Here is a 26,890-nt window from a genome sequence, read left to right as displayed (position 1 = left end):
GAAGACCGTAGACTCGATCAGCTCAAATTGATGTAGCGGTTGCCGCCTTCAGGCGGCTCCAGTTCTCACCGCTTTGAGCGGTTAACTGCCTTGCATGCCCCCGGCTTTGCCGGGGGTAGCTGACTTAAGCATTTATTTTCACTTTCGGTGACAATCCCAAAACAGGACGTTGCATATTGCAACGCAGAGCGCGTATGCCTGGAAAGAATGTTGCATATTGCAATGCCGCAAAGAAGCACCATACCCTCTGCCTGGGTTCAACGCTTTTGGCCGGCTCCAGGAACGTTTCAATTTGCAACGTTTGGAATGCGTGTACGATCAGACGGTTACAAGGTGAAAGAAAGAATGTGAGCGAATATGCAAGTTTGTTGTGAGGGAGCTTGATAAGGCAGGACGAATGGGGCTAGAGTCATATCTCTACGCTTTGTTCGCGTAACATCAAGCTGAAGGAAGGCCGCATCATGTCTCATGCATTCTTTGTCGCTTCGCTGTCATCTCTTCGAATTCTCTGGCTGGCCCTGCCACTGTCGCTGCTGCTGGCCAGCGCCGGCTTCACCGCCCCTGACACAGCCCAGGCCCAGCCGCCCGGCCGGCCTGTCGGGCGCATTTCCATGGAAGTTGGCCAGGGTGGCTTTATCCTCAGCGCCATGGGCGGCAAGGGGACGTTGACCTTTAAAGGGCGCACCTATGCATTTAAGGTCGGCGGCCTTGGCGTGGGCGCGGTCGGCGTCTCCAAGGTCAGCGCGGTCGGCGAAGTCTACGGCCTCAAACGCCTGGAAGACTTCCCCGGCGGCTATGTGCAGGCGCAGGCGGGCTATACCGCAGTGGATGGCAAAGGGGTCCATTGGCTCGAAAATTCCAATGGCGTCGTGTTAAAACTGCGCTCGCGCAGCAAAGGGCTCTCGCTCAATTTCGGAGCGGATGGCCTGAAAATTGAAATGGGGCCTATCAGAAAAAGTAAGCCGAGGGGCTAATCGTTGGAGCTGGGGTGAGAGGCAGTCGCAAGCAATCAGGCTCTGACACGGTTGCACCATGCAGCGGACACCCCAGCGTCCGCTCCCCCAGCTCCTCCGGCCGGGGCTTAGCACGAATTTCCAGTCCTCGTTGGTGCGCCTTTGTGGACGCACCAACGGGAAACGGCCGCCGCGTTTACCGCGACGGCCGTTTATGCTTCCCGGGAAAAGCCGGATCTACTGAAGCGCCCCAGGCACGAAGCCGATCTTTTCGATGGCAGCCTTGATCGCGTCTTCGGGAGCGTCGCCCTCAAAAGAAGCCAGTCCCTTGGTCAGGTCCACGGTAACGTTGGACAATCCCGGCACGGCATCCAGGGCCTTGGTCACGGAATTGGAGCAGTTGCCGCAATGCATGCCGCCGACTTCGATGGTTTTCATGCTTCCTCCTTGGCCTTTTCGGCAATATAGGCCAGGGCCGCCGGGAAATCGAGGGTGCCCTCGTAAATGGCCCGGCCGGAAATGACACCCTCGAGGCCTTTCTTGCTGTACGGATAGAGCACTTTGACGTCGTCCAGGGTGGCCACGCCGCCGGCCGCAATGACCGGCAGTTCGGTCAGTTGGAGCAGACGGGCCAGGGCCGGCTGATTGACCCCGGACTGCATGCCGTCGCGGCTGATGTCGGTATAGACCACGAAGGCCGCGCCAGCCGCGGCCAAGCCGGGCAGCACGTCCTCGACGGTCTGGCCCGAATCCTCGACCCAGCCCTTGACCTTGAGCCGGCCGTCAACAGCGTCCAGCGACACCCCGACCCGGCCGGGATGGGCGGCGCAAATGGCGGCAAAGGCGTCGGGATCGGCCAGGGCCAGGGTGCCGATGATGAGTCGGCGCACCCCGGCTTCAAGGTAGGCGGCGGCAGTTTGCGCGTCGCGCACCCCGCCGCCGAGCTGCACCGGGATGGCAAGGCTTGCGCAGATGCGGGCGATCAGGTCAAAGTTGCGCGGCTTGCCGCTAAAAGCCCCGTCGAGGTCGATCAGATGCAGCCACTGCGCCCCAAGTCCGGCCCAATGTTGGGCCATGGCCGCAGGGTCGGGCGAGAACACGGTCACGGCATCGGCCACGCCCTGGCGCAGCCGCACACACTGTCCGTCCTTGATGTCAACGGCTGGAAATACGATCACAGTCCAAGCTCCGCGAGGCCCTTTTGCAGGCCTTCCTGGGCCAGTTCCATGGCCGAAAGCCACCGGCCGTTTCTGGACACGAACTTGCGGGCGTCCAGGATGTTGGCGGAAAGGGACTGTTGCGTTTCGTCGAAATGGAACTGCTTGATCAGGCCACCTGTGCGCACGTCGATCAGATACAGCACAAAATCAACACTGGCCGGGTTGGTGGAACCGATTTCCGAACCCACGCGCTCGCGCCAGTCGATGACCAGGGGCACGACGACATAGTCCACGCCGGCGCATTTGCCGACGTTTTGGTAATAGCGCAAAGTGGCCAGACGGCCGGATTCGTCGCCGCGCGGGGCGGATTTGGCGCAACTGGCGGCCATGCCGGCCGGCACGAAGGACTGCTTGGACCCGGCCAGATCCTGCTCCAGGGCGGCATCGAGGTGCACCGGGGCAACCTCGGGCACGACCCGGGCCGCCGGCAGATAGCCAGCCAGCAGATCGGCGTCGGTGGCCGGGATGGTGAAGGGAAGCACGGCAAACTTTTTGTCGAGAAAGGCCACCGCCGAGGTTGCGGCGTCCGTGCCTGTCGGGGCTTTGGCCGTGGGAGCATTTTTGCGCACACAACCTGCCATGAGGCTTAAGCCCACCAGCGCCACGCCAAGATAGGCCAACGATTTGCTTCGCATCAGTCCAGGCTCCCTTTGGTGCTCGGCACCCTGCTCGATCCATGCGCGGCCGTGGCCCGGCGCAGGGCCAGTCCCAACGCCTTAAAGGCCGCTTCCACCAGATGGTGGCCGTTTTGTCCGTAAACAAAGTGCATATGCAGATTCATGCGGGCGGATATGGACAGGGATTTGAAAAACTCCCGCCACAAGTCTTTTTCCTCGCCGGCAATAACCGCAGGCAGCACGTTTTCCCGGTAGACGAGATAGGGCCGACCGGAGAGATCGACCACCACGTCGCACAAGGCCTCGTCCATGGGCACCCGGGCCTCGCCGATGCGGGCGATGCCGGCCCGGTCGCCCAGCGCCTGACGGAAAGCCTCGCCCAGGCAAATGGCCACGTCTTCCAAAGAATGGTGGGCATCCACTTCCAGATCGCCCCGGCAGATCAGCTTAAGATCGAACCCACCCCAAAAGGCCAGCAGATTCAGCATGTGGTCGGCAAAACCAAAGCCGGTATCAACCGCTGCCACACCCTCGCCGTCGATGGTGATCTCGACGGATACGCGCGTCTCGCCGGTTTCCCGGGAAAAGGCTCCAATACGCTGCGACATAAGCGCCCCCCCGCCGCCTAAGCGGACGGGGCCTCCTTTTTCCCGGCAGCGGCCGGACCTGCCGGGGCCGGTTTGGCGGCCTCGGCAGAAGCCGGCGAAGCGGCGGCCTCGGGCGTCTCAGGATAGAGTTGCTTTTTGGCCTCGGCCTGCTTTTGCTCCCGGTCGGCCCGCTCCACCTCGGCTTCAAAAGTGGATTTGACGTCGGTGCTCATGCGCCGAAACTCGGCCATGCCCTTGCCAAGCGTCTTCATGAGATCAGGCAGCTTGGAAGGACCGATAACGATCAGGGCCACCACCAGGATGACCAGAAGCTCCGTTGAACCGATGCCGAACATAGCGCTACTCTTTTGGCCGGGCCGCAACGGACCGGGATTGTGACGCGGACGCCGTGACTATTCCCATTCGATGGTCGCCGGCGGCTTGGACGAAATGTCGAAGACCACGCGGTTGACCCCTTTGACTTCATTGATGATGCGGTTGGACATGACGGCCAGGATTTCCGAAGGCACCCGGCTCCAGTCTGCCGTCATGGCATCGAGACTGTCCACCACGCGGATGGCAGCCACATTTTCATACGTGCGGCCGTCGCCCATGACCCCGACGGTCTTCAGCGGCAGCAAAACGGCAAACCCCTGCCAGACCTTGCGGTACCAGCCGGAGGCAATAAGCTCGCTCTGCACGATCTTATCCGTTCGGCGTAAAATCTCAAGCCGTTCCTCGGTCACTTCGCCAATGATGCGGATGGCCAGCCCCGGGCCGGGGAAAGGATGCCGCCAGATGATGAAATCGGGCATGCCCAGTTCCACGGCAACCTTGCGCACCTCATCCTTAAAGAGTTCCCGCAGCGGCTCGATGAGTTCGAGCTTCATGATGTCAGGCAGCCCGCCTACGTTGTGGTGGCTCTTAATGACAGCCGAGGGGCCTTTAAAGGACACGGATTCGATGACATCGGGATACAGCGTCCCCTGGGCCAGATACTTGACCTTGGGCAGTTTGGCCGCTTCGACCTCAAAGACTTCGATAAAGGTCCGGCCGATGATCTTGCGCTTTTCCTCAGGGTCGGTCACGCCGGCCAGCTTGTCCAGGAAAAGCTTGGAGGCCTGGATGTAGTGCAGGTTGAGGTCGAAGTGTTCGCGCAGATAGGCCGCCACTTCCTCGCCCTCGCCCAGACGCAACAGACCGTTGTCCACAAAGATGCAATGGAGCTTCTTGCCGATGGCCTTGTGCAGCATGACGGCCACCACGGTGGAGTCCACGCCGCCGGATAGGGCGCAGACCACCTCGTCCTCGCCGACCTTGGCGGTCAGGGCGGCCAGCTCGGTCTCAACGAAGCTCGACATGGTCCAGCCCGGGGTCAGCCCGGCAATGTCAAACAAGAAATTGTGGATGATGCGTTCGCCGTCCTCGGTGTGGGCCACCTCGGGATGGAACTGCAAGGCGTAGATGCGCCGGGACACGTCGGCCAGGGCGGCGATGTCCACGTTTTTGGTGCGCGCCGCCACCACAAATCCGGCCGGCGGGGCGGTGACCTTATCACCGTGGGACATCCACACGATATGGCTGGTTTTTTCCGGTAGGCCGGCAAACAGCGGCACATCGGCCAGGACTTCCAGATCGGCCCGGCCGTACTCCCGGTCGGTGGAAGCAGCCACCGAGCCGCCGGGCTGGTGGTGGGCCAAGAGCTGCATGCCGTAGCAGATGCACAGGGTTGGCAGATTAAGGCCAAACACCGCCGGATCAAAGGGCGGCGCGTCGGCATCGGCCACGCTGGAGGGACCACCGGAGAGGATGACGGCTTGCGGGTTCATGGCCGCCACCTGGGCGGCGGTGACGGTGCAGGGATGAATTTCGGAGTACACGCCGGCCTCGCGCACGCGACGGGCGATGAGCTGGGTGTACTGGGAACCGAAGTCGAGGATGATGACCTTGTCTGGCTGGCGCATGCTAATAGGTCTCCACGCGGTAATTGGGGGCTTCCTTGGTGATGATCACATCGTGGACATGGCTTTCGCGCAGCCCGGCCGGCGAAATACGCACGAACTGGGCGTTTTGCTGCAACTCTGCAATGCAGGCGCAACCGCAGTAGCCCATGCCGGAACGCAGGCCGCCGACGAGCTGGTACAGGCTGTCGGTGACCGGGCCTTTGAACGGCACCCGGCCGACAATACCTTCGGGCACGAGCTTGTTGGTTTTTTCCTGAAAATAGCGGTCGGAACTGCCGGCGCGCATGGCGTCAATGGAACCCATGCCGCGATAGATCTTATAGGTGCGGCCCTGGTAGAGAATGGTCTCGCCGGGACTTTCCTCGGTGCCGGCAAAAAGCCCGCCCATCATGACGGTATCGCCACCCGAGGCAATGGCCTTGACGATATCGCCGGAGAACTTGACGCCGCCGTCGGCCACAAGGCGCTTGCCGGCTTCGCGGCAGGCCCGGGCCGTTTCCATGATGGCCGTGACCTGGGGGACGCCAACACCGGCCACCACCCGGGTGGTGCAGATGGAGCCCGGTCCGATGCCGACTTTGACCGCATCGGCCCCGGCCTCAATAAGCGCCTTGGCACCCAGGTAGGTGGCGACGTTACCGGCGATGAGCTGGCAGTCGGGGTGGGCGGCCTTGATGGAGCGAATGGAATCCAGGATATTTTTGGAATGGCCGTGGGCGGAATCGAGAACCAGAAAATCCGCGCCGGCCTCGAGCAGGGCTTGGGTGCGCTCGTCGCGGTCGCCGCCGACGCCGATGGCCGCGCCAACGCGCAGCCGACCCAGGCTGTCCTTGCAGGAATTGGGGTACTTGCGGATCTTTTCGATGTCTTTGATGGTAATGAGGCCGCGCAGCTTGTTGGCTTCGTCCACCACCAGGAGCTTTTCGATGCGGTTGGCGTGGAGATGGTACTTGGCCTCTTCCAGGGTGGTGCCGACGGGCACGGTGACGAGGTTTTCACTCGTCATGACCTGGCCGACCGTGGTGACCGAGTCCTTGACAAAGCGCACGTCGCGGTTGGTCACAATACCGACCAGGGTGTCGCCATCGACCACCGGCAGGCCGGAAATGCTGTATTCGCTCATGACCCGCAAGGCCTGTTCCACGGTCATGGCCGGGTTCACGGTGATGGGGGAAATGATCATGCCCGATTCGGACTTTTTAACCTTTTCCACTTCCAGGCGCTGCTGCGGGATGGTCATATTCTTATGCACCACGCCCACCCCGCCGCTTCTGGCCAGTTGAATGGCCATGCGCGACTCGGTCACCGTATCCATGGCGGCGCTGACAAGGGGGATATTCAACTTGATGTCGGGGGTAAGCCACGAACAAACATCGGCCTGGTCGGGCAGCACTTCCGAATAAGCGGGCACAAGCAGCACGTCGTCAAACGTGAGGCCGAAATCGATGACTTTCTCCATAGCGTAATCTCCGGGTTATGAGGCAGCCTAGTCCAGGCCAAGATAGGCGGAACGCACCTTGGGGTCATTTAAAAGATCACTGGCCGGTCCCTCCAGGGTGACCCGGCCGGTTTCGAGCACATAGCCGCGATGGGCAATTTGCAGCGCCATCTGGGCGTTTTGCTCCACAAGCAAAACCGTTACGCCGTCTTTGTTGATTTGCTCAATGATTTCGAAAATATTTTCCACCACCAGCGGGGCCAACCCCAGGGACGGTTCGTCCAGCAGCAAAAGCTTGGGGCGGGCCAACAGCGCCCGGCCAATGGCCAGCATCTGCTGCTCGCCGCCGGACAGCGTGCCGCCCATCTGGGTGCGCCGTTCCCGCAGCACCGGAAACAGTGTGTAGGCGTGCTCTTCGTCCTCGCGGATGCCGGCCTTGTCCTTTCGCAGATAGGCCCCCATGAGCAGATTTTCCCGCACCGTCAGCCGGGGAAAAATCATGCGCCCTTCGGGCACCTGGGTGATGCCCAGGGACACGATGCGCTCGGTGGAAAGCCGCGTGATGTCTTCGCCAAGAAAAACAATCCTGCCCTGTTTGGGCTGGACCACGCCGGAAATGCTCATCAGCGTGGTGGTTTTGCCGGCACCGTTGGCTCCGATGAGCGTGACGATCTCGCCCTGGCCGATGTGCAGGGAAACCCCTTTGAGCGCCTGGATATTGCCGTAATAGGAGGCAACGTCGGTCAGCTTAAGCATGGGCCGCCCCTTTGCCGAGATACGCCTCGATGACGTCCGGGTTGGACCGCACTTCCTGGGGAGAGCCGTCGGCTATCTTGACGCCGTGGTCAAGGACAACGAGCCGTTTGCAGATGCGCATGACGAGTTTCATGTCGTGTTCGATGAGCACCACCGTCACCCCGCGGCTGAGAATGGCATGGATAAGATCGACGAGCCCTTCGGTTTCCCGGGGATTCATGCCGGCGGCCGGTTCGTCCAAAAGCAACAGCTTGGGGTCGGTGGCCAAGGCCCGGGCAATCTCCAGGCGGCGCTGATCGCCGTAGGACAGGCTTGACGCCGGGGACAGGGCCGTTTCCCCAAGGCCGACGAAATCAAGATTGTCCATGGCTGCGTCGATGATGCGCTGTTCTTCGGCCCGCTGGGACTTGGTGCGCAGCACTGCGCCGAAGAAATTGGCCGAGGTGCGGCAGTGGCGGGCAATGCGCACGTTGTCGAGCACGGTGAGCGTTGCAAAAAGCCGGATGTTTTGAAACGTGCGGGCCACACCCAGAGTAGTCATGCGTTCGGGCTTGCTGCCGGCCACATTGCGCTCCCCTGCCCCGTCGGCAAAGACGATGCGGCCGTCGGTCGGGGTGTAGATGCCGGCCACGCAGTTAAACATGGTGGTCTTGCCCGCCCCGTTGGGACCGATCAGCCCGGTGATGACCCCGCGCTCCACGGCAAACGACACGTCGCTTAAGGCCATGAGGCCGCCGAAGCGTTTGCTGACCCCGTCTACAGAAAGTATCGCGTCCATATTAGGCCGTCCGCCGCGCGTCCAACCGGGCGCGCAAGTCCTTGATGAGTCTGCTTTGCATGGTCGATTCCGCCACTTGCGTAAATATGCCGTTGGGACGGAAACGCATAATAAGCACCATGATAAGCCCATAGGCCAGAAACCGGGTCTCGGCCGGCAGCCCGAGCTTGGGCAGGACCACCCGCAGCACTTCCCCCAGGGCAATCAAAATGACCGACCCGATGAGTGCGCCGTTGATGTTGCCAAGCCCGCCCAGCACCACCATGCACAAGACCAGGAAGGATTCCCAGAATTTGAACATATCCGGCGACAGAAACTGGCTCCAGCGGGCCAGAAAGGCCCCGGCCATGGCGCCTATGCCGGTGGACACGGCAAAGGCGATGACCTTGTAGGCGAAAAGGTTGACGCCGCAGGAGGCGGCGGCCATGGGATCTTCGCGGATGGCCAGCCAGGCCCGGCCCAGACGCGAATCCTCCACCCGGCGCATGACGACGTAGACCAGGGCCACCATGACCATGGCCAGATAATAGTATGGCATCTCGCCCCGAAAGACGTAGCGCCAGCGCTCGTCAATGCCCAACAGCGTGGCCAGCCAGGTGACGTCCAAGGCTATGGGGGCGATGCCGGGGATGCCCAGCGGCCCCCGGGTGAGCCAGATTTCGTTGGTGAGAAAAAGCACCACCAATTCGGAAAAGCCAAAGGTGACAATGGCGAAATAATCCCCCACCAGCCGCAGGGTGGGCGCGCCAAGGAGCACGCCAAACAGCGCCCCGTTTATGACCGCCAGGGGCACGATCAGCCAAAACGACATGTTGTAGTGGACGGTGAGAAGCCCGGCCGTGTACGCCCCGATGCCGTAAAAGCCGACGAACCCGAGATCGAGCAGGCCGCAAAAGCCGGGCAGGATGTTCAGGCCCATGGCCAGGACCATGTAGACCATGATCAGGACCAGGACGTGCAGGACATAGACGTCCCGAAAGGGCATCAGCGGGTAGGCCAGGGCCGCCGCCAGAAGCAGATATTTGAGACTGTTTGCCGCGCCGCGCATGTGTGTATTCCGGTCGTTTCAAGCTGCCGGAAAACCGGCCGCCAGGGTTTAGGCCTTTTCCGTCACAGCCCGGCCAAGCAGCCCGGAGGGACGAAAGATAATGACGAGAATCATGACCGCATAGGCCACGCCGTCGCGATAGGGCGAGGAGAGGTAGCCCGCGCCGAGCGTCTCGGCGATACCGAGCACCACGCCGCCGAGCATGGCACCGGGCACGGAGCCAATGCCGCCGAGCACTGCGGCGGCAAAGGCCTTGACCCCGGCCAGATAGCCCATGGTCGGATACATGGTGTTGTAATACATGGACACCATGATGCCGGCCATGGCTCCCATGGCCGAACCCAGGGCAAAGGTGAAGGTGATGACCCGGTTGACGTTTATGCCCATGAGCGCTGCTGCAGTCTGGTTCTGGGCCAGGGCGCGCATGGCCGTACCCACTCGCGTCTTGGTGATGACGAGATTAAGCCCCACCATAAGGACCACGGCCACGGCGTAGATGAGCATCTGCATCCAGGAAATGGTCACATCGGAAAAGGTCAGGGCCGGCTCGCTGAAAAAGGCGGGCAGAGCCTGCCGGGGAAAGGGCAACGGCCGACTGCCCCAGATGATCATGGCCAGGTTTTGCAAAAAGATGGACATGCCGATGGCGGTAATCAGCGCGGCCAGTCTCGGGGCCTCGCGCAGTGGCCGATAGGCGACGATGTCGAGCAGCACACCGATGGCGGCGGCGGCCAGCATGGCCAGCACGACGGCCAGGGGCAGCGGCAGGCCCATGGAAATAAACGACAGGGTTAAAAACGCCCCGAGCATGTAGATTTCGCCGTGTGCGAAATTGATCAACTCAATGACGCCGTAGACCATGGTGTAGCCAACGGCGATGAGTGCATAGATCAGGCCCAGGGTGAACCCGTTGACGAGCTGTTGTTCGAGCAACGTCGGCTCCGAAGCAAGGTTGGACGTGAATGAGAGGTCGGGCTTTCAAGCGCGAACAGGCTGGAGGGTATCCAGCCTGTTCGCGTTGGGATTTCCGGGAGCGGCCGCCTAGTTCATCTGCTTGGGGGCCGGGACGAACTTGCCGTCCTTGACCGTCTTGACGTAGGCGGGCTTCAAGCAATCACCATTGGCGTCAAAGTAGTTGACGCCGGTGACACCCTTGTAGCCCTTTTCCGGCGAATCGATGCCGGCCAGATAGGCGCGGATCTTGGCCCGGTCGGGTCCGACCTTGGCAATGGCGTCGATCATCATGCCGGCGGCGTCGTAGGCATTGGCGCTCATCCAGTCCATGTCGCGCTTGTACTTGGCCTTGAAGGCATCGATGAACTTTTTGGCATCGGCCCCGGCGGTCTCGACCAGGAAGGGGGCGGTCAGATAGGTATTGTCGGCAGCGGCGCCGCCGAGCTTGATGTAGTCGGCGTTGTCAAAGCCGTCAGCACCCATCTTGGGGACATTGAGGCCGATCTTTTTGGCCTGATCGGCAATGAGCGCACCTTCGGGATAATACCCGGCGATAAACATGGCTTCAGGAGCGCCGCCCTTGATCTTGGTCAGCTGGGGGGTGTAGTCCTGGTCACCTTTCTTGTAGGCTTCCTCACCGACGACGGTCAGGCCCAGGGCCTTGGCTTCCTTGATAAAGGCCTCTTTAAGGCCAATGCCGTAGTCGTTGTTCTCATAGAACACGGCGACCTTTTTCAGCCCCAGCACCTTGTCGGTGTAATCGGCCAGGAACTTGCCCTGGAAATCATCGCGATAGACGTTGCGAAATGACCAGGTGAGTCCCTTCTCGTCCTTGCTCTTGGAGGAAATGGTGGTGTTGGTGGCCGTGGGGGTTATGGCGGCGATGCCTTCACGCACGTAGGTGGGCAACGCGGCCAGATGGGCCGAGGAGCACAAATGGCCGACGATGCCGACGATGTCGGGATCGTTGACGATGGAGGAGGAAACCGTGGCTGCCTCGCGGGGTTCGCACTGCTCGTCGAGATAGACGGCTTCGATCTTCTTGCCGCCAACACCGCCGGCGGCATTGATCTCTTCCAGCTTCATGACCACGCCGGCCTTGACGTTTTCGCCATACCCGGCAGCACTGCCGGTAAAGGGCGAAGGCACGGCGATCTTGATGGTGTCGGCAGCGGCGGCGGGGCCGGCCGAGAGTCCGAGGGTCAGGCCGAGGGCGGCTGCGAGCACGGTGGCCCGGGTCATTTTCCTGCCAAGCATCCAGTCTTCCTCCCGTTATGGTTGTATTCTGCCAAGACGGTAACAGCTTGCGGGCCGGCGGTGTCGCCGGCCCGGGTTGGGTATGGTTGCGTTACGCGGCAACATTCACCAAAACGTCATGAAAAGCAATCGGGCTTACGAGCCCGGTTTCGTTTCAAGTTCCGTTTGGGCGGTCTTTCGCGTCTCAGGATCGGTTTTGGGCGAAGCAATGACGGCGGAAAGAGCCTCTTTGGCCTTTTCCGGTTCTCCCAGGGCGTATTTGTACAAAAGCCCCAGGTTAAAGCGCGCCCGGTAGTCTTCGGCATCCTTGGCGAGAATGGCCTCGAAAGCGGCCTTGGCCCCTTCCAGGTCATTGACGTTATAGCGGACCACGCCCAACGCGTTGAGCACATCGGGATCGTCGGGGCGCACCTTGACCAGCTTGTCCAAAAACGCCTTGGCCCGGTCATAGGAGCCCATGGCCATGAAGCGTTCGGCCATGGCCATTTGCAGGCCCGGGTCGTCGGGATTCTCCTGCAGCTTTTGCATAAGCTCCATGACTTCGCGCATGGGGCCGTTCATGGCATTGTCCATGCCTTGGGGCATGCCGGCCGCCCCTTTTTTCTGGTGCACTTCAAGGGTTGGGCGCTCCAGGCGATAGACAAAGGAGGCGGCAAAGATCACGACCAGGGCAAAAGCGATAAAAGCCAGGACCATACGGCCCGAGGCGTTCGGTCCCGGACTGGTTTCAGTTGTCGTCATTTAAAATCTCCAGGCGATTGAGACGCCGTTCCAGACGCTTTTGGGAAGTTGCCAGAAAAGCCACGTAGCAGCCAAGGCCAACCCAGACCAGGATGTTGGCTGCAAACAAATAGACTTCCTTGCCCATGACTTAGTTCCTTGAGGCACCGTGGCGCAAAAGGGCCGTGACAGCCGCGCCAGCGGCGAGTTGTTTGGTGCGGGCGGCCAGCAAGGCCAGCCACAAAAGCCCCATGGCCACGAGGTTGGCCGCCATGGCCAGCCACATCTCGGGTTCCATGCCACCGCCCTGGGAACCCAGGACGGCAGGATGGATGCTGCGCCAGTAGCGGGCCGAGATAAAGACCAGGGGAACATCGAGAAAGGCCACGATGCCAAGGACGGCCAGAACCGTATCCTTGCGCTGGCCGCCGACGTCAGAGGCTCGCAACAGCAGATAGGCTGCGTAAACGAACCACATGACGAGTGTGGTGGTGAGCCGGGGATCCCAGGTCCACCAGACGCCCCAGATGGGCTTGGCCCAGCACATGCCCGTGGCCAGAGCCAGACCGGACATCAAAACGCCCAGTTCAGCGGCCGCGCCGGCCAGCCGGGCATAGACGTCCCGGCGCTTGGCCAAATAGAGGATGGAGGCGACAAAGACCACGACAAAACTCACCAAGGACCACCAGGCCATCGGCATGTGGGTATAGAATATTTTTTGGACCTCGCCCATGGTCTCTTCCACCGGGGCGTAGAACCAAATGGCATACTGGGCCAGGATGGACACGGCCGCAGCGGCCAGGGCGCACAGGCGTATCATAGCACTCCTATTCCTCGCCGGTATAGAGGAAGGGGAAAAGGATCAAGGCAGCGGCGGTAAATACCGCGTCAAAGGCCACCACCGTGCCGGTCCAGGCACCGACCGCTTCCAGGCCGCGGCCGGAAATGACCGTTTCCAGGAGCCGAATACCGGCCAAAAGCGCCGGCACCAGGAGTGGAAAGAGGATGACGGTCAAAAGCGATTCCCGCGACGAACGGCCAACAGAGAGCGCGCCCAACAGCGATCCCAGGGCGCACAGCCCCCAGTCCACGGCAGCGACAACGAGCAGCCCCAGGCCAACGGAACCGGCCACGGATTGCCCGAGAAAGGCCACCGCAGCCGGGGCAAAAACCAACTGGCAGCAAAAGAGCAGCACCCAGCCGGCAACAGCCTTGCCCAGCCAGACCGACTGGGTCGGTGCCGGCGACAGCAGCAGCCCCAACCGCGCCCCTTCGGCCTCTTCCAGGCCGTAGAGGAAGTTAAAGACCAGTATCTGCCCAAAGGCCGTGGCCAGCCAGAAGATGGCCGCGGCCGCCAGCGGCGGCGACATCTCGCCGGGTTCGCGTGACAGGCTCATGATAAAAATCAGCAGCAGCCCGAGCAGCACGGTCTGGACCAGCCCCTGCGCCCCGGACAGAGCCAGCTTCAAATCCTTTCGGGCCACGGCCAAGGCAGCGCCTAACATACGCACTCCCCGGCCAGTCCCGACGGGTCAAAGTCTCGGGCCGGTCCGTCATAGGCCACCCGGCAGCCGCGCAGCAGCACCACCCGGTCGCACACCGCCAGATCAGCGGCCACATTGTGGCTCACCCAGGCAACGGCGGCTCCGGCATCGGCCGCGGCCCGGATCTCCCGGCGCAGCATCGCAGCCGAAGCCGGGTCCAGGCCCGAAGCCGGTTCGTCCAAAAGCAGCAGGCGCGGGCCGGTTAAAAACACCCGGGCCAGACTCAGGCGTTGGGACATGCCCCGGGAAAAGACCCCGGCTTCCTCGTCGGCAAAGCGGGAGAGGCCAACCCGGGCCAGGACCGCCTCGATGGGGGCATCGTCGCGGGGCAACCCGAACATGGCCTGCCAGAAGGCCAGATTGGCCCGGGCCGTCAGTTTCGGATAAATGAGCGTTTTATGGCCAAGATAGCCGATTTCCCCCGGGGCCAGCTCGGTCGTAATCTCCCCTTCGCTCGGCGGCAACAGCCCGGCCAGCAAACGCAGCAAGGTCGATTTGCCGGCACCGTTGGGACCAACGACCAAGAGCGCCTGCCCCGGGGCCAGCACCAGCTCAATGTTTCGCAGCACCGCCCGCTCGCCGTAAAAACGGCTCACCCGGCAAAGGCGCAACAACCCCTGGGCCATGGCAGCCGCCCTACTCCGCCTTGGCCCGCAAGCGGCGCAGGCTGAAAAACGGGGCCAGGCACATGAGCGTGCCGCCAATCCAGATCCAGTTGATCAGCGGGTTGACGCTGACCTTGAGGCTGGCGGCCTTTTTCTCGGTGGAGTTTATCAGCGTGGCGTACAACTCGTCGCCCAGGCTCGGGATGGTGGACACCTCGGCAAAGGGCTGCTCAAATCCGGTGTAGATGCGGCGTTCCGGGGTCAAAACGCCCACGGGCTGGCCGTTTTTGCTGACATCGATGACGGCCCGGCTGATGGCCACGGCCTTGTTTTGCTCCAGTTCAAGATCCTTGTATGTCAGGGTGAAGCCGCCGACTTCCATGGTGCGCCCCGGCATAAGCACGGCTTCCTGATTGATCTGGTAGGGACCGGAAAAGGCCACGCCAAGGGTGACCAGGGCCAGACCGAGGTGGACACAGTAGGCACCAAGGGCCCCGGCCCGGCTGCGGGCATGGCGCTGGCGCAAAAAGACGTAGCCCACCGTGGCCATGGCGGCGACCGAGGCCGCACCGGCGAAAAGGGCCACCGGCAGATGCAGGCCCAGGCCATAGAGCACGACGCCACCGCCGACAAAGGCACCCACGGCCACGCCCAGGCCGGCCTTGTCGCGCACGCCCTCGCTCCAGGAGAGCAGCGGGCAAAAAGCCACCAGCGCCGTCACCAGGGCAAACAGCGGCAGGCAGACCCGGTTGTAAAATCCGGCGTCCAGGCCCACGGGGTTAGCACTCCACAGCTTGCTGATAACCGGCCACAGGGTGCCGAGAAAAACCACGGCCGAGAGCGCCAGCATAAGCCAGGCCAGGATGACTAAAAAGCCCGGCACGCTCATCAGCCCGGCCAGGGGCTTGACGCGGTCGGTAAAATAGGGCGCGCCGGCCACGAGCACGGCCGCGAGCACCACCAGGGTAAAGAGCATAAAGAGCAGCAACGGGCCGCCCACGCCGCCCTCGCCAAAGGCGTGGAGGGATTCGACCACCCCGCTGCGCACCAGATAGGTGCCCAGAATGCAGGTGACAAACGTGACCACGGCCAGGGCCACGTTGGTCTTGGCCAGGGCCTTGGTGCGCCGCTCAACGATGGAGGTGTGCAAAAAGGCCGTGCCCACGAGCCACGGAATAAGCGAAGCGTTTTCCACCGGATCCCAGGCCCAGTAGCCGCCCCAACCCAGTTCCATATAGGACCACCAGCCGCCCAGGAGAATGCCGGCGGTCAAAAAGATCCAGGACAGGATGGTGGTGTTGCGCGCCGCAGCGGCAAACGAGGCCCGCTCGCCGCACAGCCAGGCGGCCAAAGCCAGACAGGCCGGGATGGTAAAGCCGGCATAGCCGAGAAAGAGGAGCGGCGGGTGAAAAATCATGCCGGGATTGCGCAACAGGGGATTAAGACCCCGGCCTTCCGGCACCGGCGGCACGGCTTCCAAAAACGGATTGGTGGGACCGGTTAAGAGCAGCAGGAAAAAGGCTTCGACGGTCAGGAAAAACATCCAGTAGGCGTGGCGGGTGGGCAGGCTGAGGCTTTTATACGCTGGCGACAGGGCGAAACAGACGCCGCACAGGGCAATAACCAGCATCCAGAACAACAGCGAACCGGCCTGCCCGGCCCAGAAGGCTGTGAGCGTATAAAACAGCGGCAGCAGCGTATCCGTATATTCGGCCACATAGACAAAGGAAAAATCGCGCCGCCACAGGGCCACGGTGAGGATGGCCGAGGAGAGCACAACGGCTGCGGTAGCCAGCAAATGGCCTTTTTCAATAAGGGCAAGCCGCCCGTATTCTCGTTGCCACAGTCCGGCCAGGGCCGCCACTGCGCCGGCCAGGCACAGCATCATGGCTGCCAGCAAGGCAAAATAGGCTGTAACGTGCATCAAAACTCCTATGGTGCAGCCCTCCCACCCACGCTCATATCACAAGGCCAAGCGGCAACACGTGACAGCGCACAGGCGGGGCTTTTTAACGGTTTCGCAGCAGTTGATTGAGAGGGAGCACCGTTTTCCTGCGGCTGGTGGCAACAGGCGAGACCGGTCGGCTAGGCTTTCCGACCGGTCTCCGGTGTCCGGCAAGGAGCCGATGGAATAATTACCCGCGGTTTTCCTTCTGGTACTTCGACGGGCACTTGGTCATGAGCGTGTTGGCGGCAAAAGCGCCGGAAGCGGGATTGACTCCCCCCTCCACGATGACCTCGACACCCGGCTTGAAGGTATCGGGAACGACGCCCCGAAAATCAACCCGGATAGTTTTATTGGCCTGATCCTTGTCGATGAGCGTAAAACTCACCCCAAGGGCGTCCTCGGGACGGTTCAGACCGTTTTCAGCCACGGTTCCAAACAACCGGGCCTTGGAAAGCTCTTTGGGCGGCATGGCCAGCGCTTCGGAAACATTGAGAAAATACGAGGTATTTTCGCCCAGCCCCGAATAGAGCAGATAGCCAAAGCCCCCGAGAAACAGGGCCAGGGCCACGAGATACATGGGAGTATTCTTTTTTTTCGCCACGGCACAACCCGATAGGTTGAAGATTATGGCGTGGGCGCGTCGTCCCGGTTGCGCTGGCGCAAAAGATCCTCACGCCGGGTCCGGGCCAGTTCGCGCATATCCGCCACCTGGTCGGTTTCATCAATGATCTCTTTACCCAAAATCTCTTCCAGAACATCTTCCAACGTGATGACGCCCGAGACCCCCCCGTACTCGTCAAGCACGACAAACAGATGCATACGCGATTCCAGAAATTTTACCAACACCCGGTCCAGGGTCATGGTATCGAGCACAAAGCGCACGGGTTTCATGAGGTCCGACAGGCGCATATCGTCCAAGTCGTTGGCCAGGGCTTCCAGGACTTCGCGACGATAGACGATGCCCACGATGTTTTCCGGGTCGTCGGCGTCGTACACCGGGATACGGCTGTGGGGCCACACGCCCTTGCCCTGGCCCCTGGTCTCGGCCACGGTCATCTGGGCCGGCAGGGAAAAGACCACCGTGCGCGGTGTCATGGCGTCGCTGGCGGCTTTGAGATCCAGGGAGAGGATGTTTTTAATCGACAGTTCTTCCAGGGGCTTGATGATGCCCTCTCGCCGGGTCAGGCTGACCACCGCCCGCAAATCCTCTTCCGAGGACAGCGGATCTTTGCGCTTGGAAGAAACAAGCCGGGCCATCAGCCCCCCGGCCCAGATGATGGGCAGCAGGGCCAAAATCATATATTTCATGGGGGCGGCAATGAGCGCCGACACCGGCCGGCAGTAGGCCACGCCCACGGTCTTGGGCAAAATCTCGCCAAAGGCCAGGATGACCACGGTAAAGGCGGCCGTAAAGAGCCAGACGTCGTCGGAGCCGAACACAGAGGAAGCGGCGGCACCGGCCACGGCAGCCCCGGCAGTATTGGCAATGGTATTGAGCGTCAGGATGGCGGTGATGGGCTTTTCGACATTGGAGCGCAGGGTGAAAAGAAGTTCCCCGGAGGCCCGGCCATCCTTGCGCAGCCGCTCAATCCAGCTCCAGGGCACTGAATACAGAGCCGCTTCGCTGAGCGAACAAAAGGCCGAGATGACGATAGCCAGGGTCACGGACACAATGAGGGTCATCATGGGCGTGTCCCAGCCTCCAGGTTGCGCAGGCACGGGGCAAAAATTGCGAAAAGGGACACCGCAGCGTCCGCAGACGAATAGGCTGAAGCGTATTCCATGAGAAGGGGCAAAACTCCTCGCGGCTGGCCGCGATAAAGGGCTTCGATGCGCCGTATATAGGGATTTCCCGACATTTGTAAAGCAGGCAAAGCCCGCAGCGAGGCTATTCCTTGGCCGCTGCCGTACCGCTTTTGAGCTTGAAGCCGCCGCGCAAGGGCGGAATGATATAGCGTTCGGTAAATTCGTCAATGACGATGTCCGGCTTTTCCCGTTCGATCAGCGCAGCATCGAAATAGCGCAATTCAGTTTCGTTTTGCGGCTTGAGCCAGACGTAGAGGGCTTTATCGAAGGCCTCCGCCATGAAAGGCAGAAGTTCCCACCAAAAAGAATCGTGAAAGATCACGGCGCGCGGCAACTTGGGGTCGCCTGTCGTTGAATACTGCGGATGCTCGAAGTAATGCGGATCGCCTGGACCGTCGTAGGACAGTCCTCTGGCCTTGTACCATTCCTTATTGAAATAGATGATGCGGTCTTCCTTGATGTAATCTGACAGCCCCATCATAAAGGCCAGATCTCCCGACAGCCAACTGTACTGCTCCACCCGAAACTGGCTGCGGTCCAGGGGTTTGATGGAGGGAAAATCGCGGGTCAGATGCTGCATAACCAGTTGATAGGCTGCGAAGGCACCGTGGGCGTTCCAGTGGCTGTCGGTCATGTAAAAGACGTTGTGCTGCGGTTTGGCCGCAACAAGTGCTTCAGTGACATCAACAATGTCCACTTTGGTCGTTTCGTGCAGAAAACGGACGAACTGATCCCGGTGGCTTTCCAGCCGCTTCGGTCGCAAGGCCTTGGGAAGTTTGTCCGGGTAGACGGAATTTTTGTTGGGGGCCAGGATGACCAGATAGCGGATGCCGCGCGCCTCAAGCCACTGGCGTCGGCGCTCCAGTTCATTGCCCAGAATCTTTAAGGAGTCGGCCGGCAGATCCCCGGGGGAACGGGCATCCTCAACGACGTTTCGAAAGGAACCGTCCTGGGCCAGAAACAGCCAATGATCCGTGCCGGCCATGACCTTGTTCGAAGACGTGGTCGAGGCCAGGACAAAAGTATCAAGGTAGCTGTTCCAGGAAATGAGCAGGCCGCGCAAATTGTAATGCCGGTCGAAGTAGCCACGCCGCAGGACGTCAAACCAGCGTCCCCAGGAGTCGGGAGCCGAAGTGAGCCGGGGGAGCGGGGTCGTTTCCATCTCGGCCACGGTGCCCTTGGGCGCGAATTCGATCAGGCGATCCAGGGTGGGCAGGACCAGCAGGGTGCAAAAAACAATGATGGCCAGACAATACGTTGTACGGCGCAGGAAAATGAAACGGCTTTGCAAGGGATGCGTCCAAGGATCACGCTGCAGGCGGCCGGCCCCAGCCGGCAGGAAGCGCGTCCGCATGGGTTAGGAGTTTGTCGAGAACAGACGGACGCATCAGTCCGTCGATGCGTTTGCCTTCCTGCCAGCGCCGGCGGATGTCCGAGGCGCTGACGTCGAGCCGGGCCACGGGCACGTACTGCATGAGCCGCCCTTGCGGCAAGGACCAAACAGCCGGATCAGCCGTGGGAGCGGCTCCCATGGCCTTGGCGTTGTGGTCCAAAAAGCGGCCAAAGGCCTCAAGTTCCTGCCCTTGCCGGGCATGAACGGCCAGATGGGCCAACCGGCCCAGGCCCAGGCCGTTTTTCCAGGCGGCAAGGCAGAGCAGATCGCCCATGCCCATGATGAAGCAAAACTGTTCCCCCGGCCGAGTCCGGGCCAGATCGGCCAGCAGATCGCAGGTATAAGACGGGCCGGGCCGCTCATTTTCCAGCGGGTTGACCGAGAACCCGGGAATGCCGGAAACAGCTGCCCGGCACAGGTCCAGGCGCAGGGCAAAATCAAGGAGCGGGTCGCCGGATTTATGCGGCGGCCGGGCCGCCGGAGCAAATTCCACGCCGGCAAGGCCCAGCGCCTCGGCCACCTCGATGGCGGCGCGCACATGGCCGATGTGGACCGGATTAAATGTCCCGCCGAAAATGCCGATGCGTGGCTCCCGCATGCCCAAACCGTCCCGTCAGCCGCGCACTTGCCCCTGGCCGAGCACCACGAATTTGGCGCTGGTCAGTTCCACCAGCCCCATGGGGCCGTAGGAATGGAGCTTGGATGTGGAAATGCCGATTTCGGCCCCAAGGCCCAACTCGCCACCGTCGTTAAACCGCGTGGAGCAGTTGATGCCAACCATGGAGGCGTCAGCCCGGCGCAGGAAATCCATGGCCCGGCCGTGGTCCTCGGTGAGAATGACCTCGGTGTGGTTGGACCCGTAGCGGTGGATATGCGTCAGCGCCTCGTCCATGGAGTCCACCACTTTGACGGCCAAAATAAGATCGTGAAATTCCTGGCCGAAATCCTCGGGTGCCGCCGGAGTCGCACCCTCACCCAGCAGCGGCAGGGCGCGCGGACAGGCCCGCATGGTCACACCCGCCCGGACCAGGGCTGCTCCCACCCGGGGCAGGAAGGTCGGGGCGGCGGCGGCATGGACGAGCAGGCATTCCAGCGCGTTGCACACGCCCGGGCGCTGGGCCTTGGCATTGACCACCACCGCTTCGGCCCGGGCCTCGTCGGCCCCGGCATCGACATAGGCATGGCACACGCCCTTGTAGTGTTTGAGCACCGGCATGGTGGCCTGGGACACTACAGCCCGGATAAGGCCCTCGCCGCCGCGCGGGATCATGACGTCAATAAGTTCGTCAAGCTTGCACAGGGCAGCCACGGCGGCCCGGTCGGCAACCGGCACAAGCTGGGCCGCATCCTCGGGCAGGCCGGCGGCGGCCAAGGCTTCGCGCAGCAGCCCGGCCAGGGCCATATTGGAGGCCAGCGCTTCGGAACCGCCCTTTAAAATGACGGCGTTGCCGGCTTTGAGGCACAGGATGGCCGCGTCGATGGTGACGTTGGGCCGGGACTCGTAGACCATGCAGATAACGCCCAGGGGCACCCGCATACGCCCGACAAGAAGCCCGTTTGGCCGGGGCCGCAGGGCCTCGATGGCTCCCACGGGATCGGGCAGGCTGATGATCTCGTGGCAGGCCGCAGCCATGGATTCCATGACGGCCGGCGTCAGGGTGAGCCGGTCCAGGCGCGGGGCATCCATGCCGGCGGCGCGGGCCTTGGCAATGTCTGTGGCATTGGCAGCCAGGATTTCGTCCGCCCGGGTCGTTAACAGCCCGGCCGCAGCCGCCAAAAAGGCATCCTTGGCCGCGCCGGAAGCGGCCGCCATGGCCCGGGAAGCGTCCTTGGCCTTTTTGGCCATGACTTCCATTTCACCTGCAATGCTCATGTAACCCTCCACCCAGAGCGCGGCATAAAAGAAGGTCGATAGCCACTTGGAGCCAAAAAGTCAAAGCGGCTCGGCCGCCAGGGACACGCCGCGCACCACATTGCCCGACCGGGTGCGCACGGTGGGAAAGACCGCCTGGGCCACGGCGAAGCCGGCCTGCCCCAGCAGTTCAGACAGTTCTTCCAGCGTGAAATGGTGGGCCTCATACAGTGTTTGGCCCTGGTCGCGCACCACGAAGCTGCCCAGCTCGCCGGTTTCGACCAGACCGGTTTCGTAGCGCGTCCGGTAGTACGGCAGGTCCCAATTTTGCAGAAAATCACCGATGTAGAGCAGACGGACGCACGTGCGCCTCGCTTCGCGCAACACCGCCAGCCGCTGCCCGGGGCCAACGATGGTGGTCAGTACGGCTTGCAGGATAGCCACGTCAAAGGCGGCGTCGGCAACGGGCAAGGCCGCCAAATCGGCCCGGACCACCGGCAGTCCCACACCAGCCGCAGCAAACAGGCTCGGGGCGTTGGTGTCCAGGCCGACGTGCCGGCTGCCAAGGCCGGCTGTGCGCAATCCGGCCAGGGTGCGCCCCGGGCCACAGCCAAGGTCGAGAATGCGGTCCCCGGGCCGAAAACGTGTCACAATCTCGCGCGCTATCTCCAGGCTCGACGGAACACGCGGGGCGTTGGTCCAATACATGCTGTCGCGCTCCTTTTGCCCGACTTGGTCGGCTGGTCAAAGGCCCGGGACAAAAGGCCGCATCCCGGTAAAAGCTCCCTTTTCTCTTGGGAAACGGAAAAAAGCCTGTTACGACTCGTGGCCGAAAACAGCCGTCACCGGAGCCCTTTGGTGCGGCAACCGCAGCGGTGCCACAGTGGCCACGCGAAGAGGAATAAGGCAGTCCCCATGAATCAGGCATCGGCCCACGGGCCTTCGCGTCAGGCTGCGGCCATCAGTGCGGCCACGGACATGACCGTGGTGCGCATTTTGTTCGAGGAATATTCCCACGGTCTCGGCTTCTCCTTGTGTTTTCAGAACTTTGACAAGGAACTTGCAGAGTTGCCTGGAGGGTATGCACCTCCCCGGGGCGGGCTGTGGCTGGCCTGGGCTGCCGGCATGCCGGCCGGTTGCGTGGCCCTGCGCCCGCTGGCCGACGCTGTGTGCGAAATGAAACGGCTCTATGTGCGCCCGGCCCATGCCGGGCACGGACTGGGGCGCGCCCTGGCCGAGGCCGCCATTTTCGGTGCCCGGGAGCGCGGCTACCAGGCCATCCGGCTGGACACTCTGGAAACCATGACTGCGGCCAATGCCCTGTATAAAAAGCTCGGTTTCAGCCGCATCGAACCATACTGCGACAATCCGCTCGATGGGGCGCTCTATTACGAGCTGACGCTGTAACGAACCCGCAGCACGCCGTTCCCCCTTCCCCCCTTGCCTTCAGGTGGGATTCCAAAGGGCTCAGCCCTTTGGCCGCCGGAGGCATCTTCTGTCTCCTCTTCTCACTCGCCTCTCTTCTGCACTCTACCAACGCCGGCACAGGCTTTCGCGCCAGGGGGCGGCCACCAGCCACGCCAGGGCCTGCCCGACCCGGTCCACGGGAATCCGCTCCCCGGCCAGTTCCACCTCGCGCATAAAAGCCAGGGACACGGGCTTGCCCGGCCCGACCGTGTTTCCGGCAAAGGCGTTTTCCGGGGCCAGCCGCAGCCAGGTGCGTCCGGCCCGGTCCGAGGCCCAGACCGCCTGGGGCAAAAAGGCCGTGCTGGCAAGCCGTGGTCCCAGGGCGGCAAAAAGAGCGGCGTTTATGGCCGGGAACGGTTCTTTATAGAGCCGGCGGCCGGCCGAGGGCAGGGTTTCGTTGGTGACGCAGGCAACCGGCCCGTCCGGCAGTGTGGCGTAGGTCGCGCCCTGGGTGGCGTCGGCTTGGCGCACCCGGCCAATGCCCAGCGCAGCAAGCAGCCCATCGGCCCGCGTGGCCACCTGGGGCTGGAATTCATAGCCAAAAAGCACCGGAGCGGCGATGCCGGCCCGGCGGGCCAGCAAATACTGACCAAGCAGCAAAATACCGGTCCCGGCCCCCAGGTCCAGGCCAAGGAAACGGTCGCGGCAGGGAACGGGAAGAGCCAGGAGAGCCAGGAGCAGATGGACGGTTTTGGGCAGATCAATAAGCATTTGCAGGGCAAAGCCGTGGTGGAGCAGAAAGCGGCGCAAGGCGTCCTGCCCGTCAAGGAGTGCCGTGCCACCGCGTCGCCGCACGAACTGGCCGGCCAGCCGGGTCAGGGCGTCCAGGGTCACCTCGGTTTCCAGACTGTCGGCGTGGACATAGGCGTAAAAATATTTCAGGCACAGGCTGGCCAGCACGGCCGGCTCCGGGGGCAGCCGGTGCTCGGCCAAGGCTGCGATCACGTCCGGCAAAGCCCCGGGCGTCAAGGCCACGGGCGAAACGACCGGTCCGGATGGCGGCTTTCGCTCCAAAAGGCGCAGGGACAAACGCCGCAACTCGTCGTTCACGGCCCGGTCCGGCGCATCAGAAATAGTACAGGTTGTCGTAGCAGGTAAACGTGTCGGTGACGCCATTTTGGTAGCAGATCTGGGCCGAATCGTCGATGCGATAGACCTGATCCATGGGCACGGTGCGGCGCTGTCCGTTAATCCACATGTAATAGACACCCTTTTCGGCATCTACCACCAAAGGCGGCGTCACGTAAAACGACTTTTTGTCCATGGTCTCAACCAGATAGGTATGACGGCCGCAGCCGAATTGCAGGCTTGTCAGGGCCAGTAGCAAGAGGGAAAGCATCAATATCCGCATGAAAACCTCCACGCGCCGCTTCCAGGCGCAGGCTTTATTTGTACAGCAGCTTCATGACCAGCATGGCTCCGACCAGAACAAGCGTCACGGCATTGGCGGCTATCACAGGAGCGGACTCCACCTGGATGCCGTGGATGAGCCACAACCCGATGCCAACGACCATAAGCGCGTACATGCCCAAAGAGATATCATGGGCCGACCGACTGCGCAGTGTTTTGACCACCTGGGGTAAAAACGCCGCAGTGGTACACAGGCCGGCCAGATAGCCGATGCAGTCGGCAAGCCCGGTCATGGAACCCCCTGCTTTTTCACGGACTGGCGGGTTTCGCCGCCGGCCGGTGCCTCAAAAGTCGGGGCTGCGGTTCTAAAATAGGCTGCCATGGCCTCGATATCCCGAAAGGCCTGGCCCAATTCCACGGAAACGGGCAGATCGGAGACGTTTTTTTCCACCAGTCGCATCCACTGGAGTTCTTTGTCCAGCTTGCCGGCCACGGTGGCCAGACCCGTTTTGATCAAGCCGCCGATCTGGGTCACGGTCCCGGAACAGCCGGGATCGACAAGATCGTAGATATAGACCATGTCGCCGGCATTGAGGACCATTTCCCAGCAGGCCGCAAGCGAAGCCCGCAACGCCAGCACGTCCTTGACGCGCTCGGTATTGCCGTCCTTGGCCAAAGACGCGTAATAATCCGTGACCTTGAGCAAATGGTCATAAATTTTGGCGCTTTGACTGGCGTAGTAGGCATTAAAGGTCTTGGTTTCGACCTTTGCCCCCACGGCAAGCCCTGGCGCCCAAACGGCCCACAACGTCACCAGGATCAGGACCATCCGGGCAAACAGCCCGGCGGCCCTTTGGACTACGCCCAAGCCGGGCCGGTTTTGCGCGAAGGGGAGCGAAACGTCGGACATGGCTGCATTTCCCTGCGCCGTCATTTGAGGTCCGCCCGGCCAGGAGCGCCTGGGCGGCAGGAACGCAGCGGGGCTAATGGCCTACCGCCGCGTCCAGGGGAGCCAGAGCGGCTTTGGCCTGCATGGCCGCGAGCTGGGCTGTGCTCAACCGTTTGGCGCTGGCGTCGCGCAACTTTGCTGCCCGCTCCCGGACCTTGTCGTCCAGTGACGAGGAAGCCGCAGCCAGGGAGGCATAATAATAGGCCGATGCATCATCGACGGGCACGCCGGCATACCCCCGGCTATAGACGTCTGCCAGCACGTAGCGCGCGTAGGCAAAGCCGGCGTCAGAGGCCTTGGACAGCCAGTGGAGTCCCAGTCGATAATCCTGGGCGACGCGGCGACCGTTGAGATAATCGATGCCGACTGCACACTGGGCTTTGGGGTCGCCGTTTCCAGCCAGGGCCAAAAGCCCGGGAAAGGGATCGGCGTTTTCCGGCAGTGGCGCTTCCAGGGCTGGGGTCTGGGCCTGGGCGAAATGCGTCCCGGCCAGCCCCGCCAAACCCATCGTCGCCAATACAAAGGCCAGAAACAGGCCGAGAGGACGACGTCGCGATCTCCCGAAAAAACGCATGAACATGGACATCTCCTTGCAGAAGCGGCCGGCCCCTGAGGACCGGCCGCTTGACCCCTGCTATTTCTTGAGCCAGCTCATCATCTCGCGCAGCTTGGCACCGACTTTTTCAATGGGGTGCTCGGCGTTGATGCGGCGCATGGACAGGAAGTGTGCCCGGCCGGACATGTTTTCCATGATGAAATCCCGGGCAAAGGTGCCATTCTGGATCTCTTTGAGGATCTTGCGCATTTCGGCCCGGGTCTCGTCGGTGACCACCCGGGGACCGCTGACGTAATCGCCGTATTCGGCCGTGTCGCTGATGGAATAGCGCATGCGGGACAGGCCGCCCTCGTACATGAGGTCCACAATGAGTTTCAGCTCATGGAGACACTCGAAATAGGCGATTTCGGGCTGGTAGCCGGCCTCGCACAGGGTCTCAAAACCGGCCTTGACCAGTTCGGCCGCGCCGCCGCACAAAACGGCCTGCTCGCCGAAAAGATCGGTTTCGGTCTCTTCCTTAAACGTGGTGGTCAAAACGCCGCTGCGCGTTCCGCCCACACCCTTGGCGTAGGCCAGGCCCATTTCCATGGCCTTGCCGGTGGCGTTTTGGTGCACGGCGATCAGGCACGGCACACCGCCGCCCTCGGTGTAGACCCGGCGCACCAGATGGCCCGGTCCCTTGGGGGCGATCATGGCCACGTCAACATTGGCCGGCGGCACAATCTGCTGGTAGTGGATGTTAAAGCCGTGGGCGAAAAGCAGCATCTTGCCGGCAGTCAGGCTGGGCAGCACGTCTTTTTCGTAAACGGCCCGCTGGTGCTGGTCCGGGACCAGGATCATGATGACATCGGCCGCAGCGGCGGCTTCGGCGGCGCTTAAGGGCGTGAAGCCGTTTTCCTTGGCGAGATCCCAGTTGGGGCCGCCGGGACGCTGGCCGATGACCACTTTGACGCCCGAATCGCGCAGGTTCTGGGCATGGGCATGGCCCTGGCTGCCGTAGCCGAGGATGGCCACGGTCTTGTCAGCCAAAAGGGAAAGGTCGGCGTCCTGGTCGTAATAGATTTTCATCATAGCTCCTTTATCGTGCCGGAGTGCGGCACTCTCGATTTCTGGGGGAGAGGGCGCAAG

Annotated in this window: 32 protein-coding genes; 2 read left to right on the top strand and 30 right to left on the bottom strand. The window is 62.0% G+C overall.

What is annotated here, in order from left to right:
* Positions 1 to 461 precede the first annotated feature (461 nt).
* Positions 462 to 974: a hypothetical protein gene (locus tag GTA51_RS05955; RefSeq protein WP_211922449.1), complete on the top strand. Its 513-nt coding sequence runs from the start codon at positions 462 to 464 to the stop codon at positions 972 to 974.
* Positions 975 to 1,190: 216 nt separating this feature from the next.
* Here GTA51_RS05955 and GTA51_RS05950 read toward each other — a convergent pair whose 3' ends face one another.
* The 24 genes from GTA51_RS05950 to GTA51_RS05835 form a co-directional block, all read right to left on the bottom strand.
* Positions 1,191 to 1,391, bottom strand: a complete 201-nt coding sequence (locus tag GTA51_RS05950) for a heavy-metal-associated domain-containing protein (RefSeq protein WP_160959486.1) — start codon at positions 1,389 to 1,391, stop codon at positions 1,191 to 1,193.
* Positions 1,388 to 2,131: a 1-(5-phosphoribosyl)-5-[(5-phosphoribosylamino)methylideneamino]imidazole-4-carboxamide isomerase gene (gene hisA, locus GTA51_RS05945; protein WP_160959485.1), complete on the bottom strand. Its 744-nt coding sequence runs from the start codon at positions 2,129 to 2,131 to the stop codon at positions 1,388 to 1,390. Before hisA ends, GTA51_RS05950 begins: the two co-directional genes overlap by 4 nt.
* On the bottom strand, positions 2,128 to 2,808 hold the full coding sequence (locus GTA51_RS05940; protein ID WP_160959484.1) for a hypothetical protein: 681 nt from the start codon (positions 2,806 to 2,808) through the stop codon (positions 2,128 to 2,130). The genes hisA and GTA51_RS05940 overlap by 4 nt, the downstream gene beginning before the upstream one ends.
* Positions 2,808 to 3,398: an imidazoleglycerol-phosphate dehydratase HisB gene (gene hisB, locus GTA51_RS05935; protein ID WP_160959482.1), complete on the bottom strand. Its 591-nt coding sequence runs from the start codon at positions 3,396 to 3,398 to the stop codon at positions 2,808 to 2,810. The genes GTA51_RS05940 and hisB overlap by 1 nt, the downstream gene beginning before the upstream one ends.
* Before the next feature lie 17 nt (positions 3,399 to 3,415).
* Entirely contained in the window at positions 3,416 to 3,733 is a 318-nt protein-coding gene (gene tatB / locus GTA51_RS05930; RefSeq protein WP_160959481.1) for a Sec-independent protein translocase protein TatB, read from the bottom strand.
* A 57-nt stretch (positions 3,734 to 3,790) separates the two neighbouring features.
* On the bottom strand, positions 3,791 to 5,341 hold the full coding sequence (gene guaA / locus GTA51_RS05925) for a glutamine-hydrolyzing GMP synthase (protein ID WP_160959479.1): 1,551 nt from the start codon (positions 5,339 to 5,341) through the stop codon (positions 3,791 to 3,793).
* Position 5,342: 1 nt separating this feature from the next.
* Entirely contained in the window at positions 5,343 to 6,800 is a 1,458-nt protein-coding gene (gene guaB, locus GTA51_RS05920) for an IMP dehydrogenase (RefSeq protein WP_160959478.1), read from the bottom strand.
* Positions 6,801 to 6,827: 27 nt separating this feature from the next.
* On the bottom strand, positions 6,828 to 7,535 hold the full coding sequence (locus GTA51_RS05915; RefSeq protein ID WP_160959476.1) for an ABC transporter ATP-binding protein: 708 nt from the start codon (positions 7,533 to 7,535) through the stop codon (positions 6,828 to 6,830).
* Positions 7,528 to 8,313 (bottom strand): ABC transporter ATP-binding protein, encoded by a 786-nt coding sequence (locus GTA51_RS05910; protein ID WP_160959475.1) that lies wholly within the window; start codon positions 8,311 to 8,313, stop codon positions 7,528 to 7,530. Before GTA51_RS05910 ends, GTA51_RS05915 begins: the two co-directional genes overlap by 8 nt.
* 1 nt (position 8,314) lies before the next feature.
* Entirely contained in the window at positions 8,315 to 9,361 is a 1,047-nt protein-coding gene (locus GTA51_RS05905) for a branched-chain amino acid ABC transporter permease (protein WP_160959473.1), read from the bottom strand.
* A 48-nt stretch (positions 9,362 to 9,409) separates the two neighbouring features.
* Positions 9,410 to 10,294 carry a branched-chain amino acid ABC transporter permease gene (locus tag GTA51_RS05900; RefSeq protein ID WP_160959472.1) on the bottom strand — a complete coding sequence of 295 codons (885 nt, stop codon included), beginning with the start codon at positions 10,292 to 10,294 and terminating at the stop codon, positions 9,410 to 9,412.
* Positions 10,295 to 10,402: 108 nt separating this feature from the next.
* Positions 10,403 to 11,572 carry an ABC transporter substrate-binding protein gene (locus tag GTA51_RS05895; protein WP_160959470.1) on the bottom strand — a complete coding sequence of 390 codons (1,170 nt, stop codon included), beginning with the start codon at positions 11,570 to 11,572 and terminating at the stop codon, positions 10,403 to 10,405.
* A gap of 135 nt (positions 11,573 to 11,707) precedes the next feature.
* Positions 11,708 to 12,313: a tetratricopeptide repeat protein gene (locus GTA51_RS05890; protein ID WP_160959469.1), complete on the bottom strand. Its 606-nt coding sequence runs from the start codon at positions 12,311 to 12,313 to the stop codon at positions 11,708 to 11,710.
* On the bottom strand, positions 12,300 to 12,440 hold the full coding sequence (locus tag GTA51_RS05885; protein ID WP_160959467.1) for a CcmD family protein: 141 nt from the start codon (positions 12,438 to 12,440) through the stop codon (positions 12,300 to 12,302). Before GTA51_RS05885 ends, GTA51_RS05890 begins: the two co-directional genes overlap by 14 nt.
* Before the next feature lie 3 nt (positions 12,441 to 12,443).
* A complete protein-coding gene (locus GTA51_RS05880; protein WP_160959465.1) occupies positions 12,444 to 13,112 on the bottom strand; it encodes a cytochrome c biogenesis protein in 669 nt (222 codons plus the stop codon).
* A gap of 7 nt (positions 13,113 to 13,119) precedes the next feature.
* Positions 13,120 to 13,797, bottom strand: coding sequence for a heme exporter protein CcmB (locus tag GTA51_RS05875; protein WP_160959464.1), 678 nt, complete (start codon positions 13,795 to 13,797; stop codon positions 13,120 to 13,122).
* On the bottom strand, positions 13,791 to 14,462 hold the full coding sequence (ccmA, locus tag GTA51_RS05870) for a heme ABC exporter ATP-binding protein CcmA (RefSeq protein ID WP_160959462.1): 672 nt from the start codon (positions 14,460 to 14,462) through the stop codon (positions 13,791 to 13,793). Before ccmA ends, GTA51_RS05875 begins: the two co-directional genes overlap by 7 nt.
* Before the next feature lie 10 nt (positions 14,463 to 14,472).
* Positions 14,473 to 16,365, bottom strand: a complete 1,893-nt coding sequence (locus GTA51_RS05865; protein WP_160959461.1) for a heme lyase CcmF/NrfE family subunit — start codon at positions 16,363 to 16,365, stop codon at positions 14,473 to 14,475.
* Positions 16,366 to 16,576: 211 nt separating this feature from the next.
* A complete protein-coding gene (locus GTA51_RS05860) occupies positions 16,577 to 16,990 on the bottom strand; it encodes a cytochrome c maturation protein CcmE domain-containing protein (protein ID WP_160959459.1) in 414 nt (137 codons plus the stop codon).
* 23 nt (positions 16,991 to 17,013) lie between these two features.
* Positions 17,014 to 18,075: a hemolysin family protein gene (locus tag GTA51_RS05855; RefSeq protein WP_160959457.1), complete on the bottom strand. Its 1,062-nt coding sequence runs from the start codon at positions 18,073 to 18,075 to the stop codon at positions 17,014 to 17,016.
* A 202-nt stretch (positions 18,076 to 18,277) separates the two neighbouring features.
* Entirely contained in the window at positions 18,278 to 19,486 is a 1,209-nt protein-coding gene (locus tag GTA51_RS05850; protein ID WP_246198002.1) for an alginate O-acetyltransferase AlgX-related protein, read from the bottom strand.
* Between the two features lie 16 nt (positions 19,487 to 19,502).
* Positions 19,503 to 20,186, bottom strand: a complete 684-nt coding sequence (locus GTA51_RS05845) for a nicotinate-nicotinamide nucleotide adenylyltransferase (RefSeq protein ID WP_160959454.1) — start codon at positions 20,184 to 20,186, stop codon at positions 19,503 to 19,505.
* A 15-nt stretch (positions 20,187 to 20,201) separates the two neighbouring features.
* Positions 20,202 to 21,461 (bottom strand): glutamate-5-semialdehyde dehydrogenase, encoded by a 1,260-nt coding sequence (locus GTA51_RS05840; RefSeq protein WP_160959453.1) that lies wholly within the window; start codon positions 21,459 to 21,461, stop codon positions 20,202 to 20,204.
* A 60-nt stretch (positions 21,462 to 21,521) separates the two neighbouring features.
* On the bottom strand, positions 21,522 to 22,148 hold the full coding sequence (locus tag GTA51_RS05835) for a class I SAM-dependent methyltransferase (protein WP_160959451.1): 627 nt from the start codon (positions 22,146 to 22,148) through the stop codon (positions 21,522 to 21,524).
* Positions 22,149 to 22,355: 207 nt separating this feature from the next.
* Here GTA51_RS05835 and GTA51_RS05830 point away from each other — a divergent pair, with 207 nt between their 5' ends.
* A complete protein-coding gene (locus tag GTA51_RS05830) occupies positions 22,356 to 22,847 on the top strand; it encodes a GNAT family N-acetyltransferase (RefSeq protein WP_211922448.1) in 492 nt (163 codons plus the stop codon).
* 123 nt (positions 22,848 to 22,970) lie between these two features.
* Here GTA51_RS05830 and GTA51_RS05825 read toward each other — a convergent pair whose 3' ends face one another.
* The 6 genes from GTA51_RS05825 to ilvC all read right to left on the bottom strand — a co-directional run bounded on the left by GTA51_RS05825 (position 22,971) and on the right by ilvC (position 26,830).
* A complete protein-coding gene (locus tag GTA51_RS05825; protein WP_160959450.1) occupies positions 22,971 to 23,957 on the bottom strand; it encodes a hypothetical protein in 987 nt (328 codons plus the stop codon).
* Positions 23,958 to 23,973: 16 nt separating this feature from the next.
* Positions 23,974 to 24,258 carry a hypothetical protein gene (locus GTA51_RS05820; RefSeq protein ID WP_160959448.1) on the bottom strand — a complete coding sequence of 95 codons (285 nt, stop codon included), beginning with the start codon at positions 24,256 to 24,258 and terminating at the stop codon, positions 23,974 to 23,976.
* Positions 24,259 to 24,292: 34 nt separating this feature from the next.
* Positions 24,293 to 24,550 carry a SemiSWEET family sugar transporter gene (locus GTA51_RS05815; RefSeq protein WP_160959447.1) on the bottom strand — a complete coding sequence of 86 codons (258 nt, stop codon included), beginning with the start codon at positions 24,548 to 24,550 and terminating at the stop codon, positions 24,293 to 24,295.
* Positions 24,547 to 25,167, bottom strand: a complete 621-nt coding sequence (locus GTA51_RS05810; protein WP_246198001.1) for a hypothetical protein — start codon at positions 25,165 to 25,167, stop codon at positions 24,547 to 24,549. Before GTA51_RS05810 ends, GTA51_RS05815 begins: the two co-directional genes overlap by 4 nt.
* A 73-nt stretch (positions 25,168 to 25,240) precedes the next feature.
* Positions 25,241 to 25,786 (bottom strand): SEL1-like repeat protein, encoded by a 546-nt coding sequence (locus GTA51_RS05805; RefSeq protein WP_246198000.1) that lies wholly within the window; start codon positions 25,784 to 25,786, stop codon positions 25,241 to 25,243.
* A gap of 54 nt (positions 25,787 to 25,840) precedes the next feature.
* Positions 25,841 to 26,830, bottom strand: coding sequence for a ketol-acid reductoisomerase (gene ilvC / locus GTA51_RS05800; RefSeq protein ID WP_160959445.1), 990 nt, complete (start codon positions 26,828 to 26,830; stop codon positions 25,841 to 25,843).
* Positions 26,831 to 26,890: the final 60 nt, after the last annotated feature.

This window comes from Solidesulfovibrio aerotolerans (assembly GCF_009856865.1).
Classification (GTDB): Bacteria; Desulfobacterota; Desulfovibrionia; order Desulfovibrionales; family Desulfovibrionaceae; genus Solidesulfovibrio; species Solidesulfovibrio aerotolerans.
This window is presented reverse-complemented; position numbering and strand designations above follow the sequence as displayed.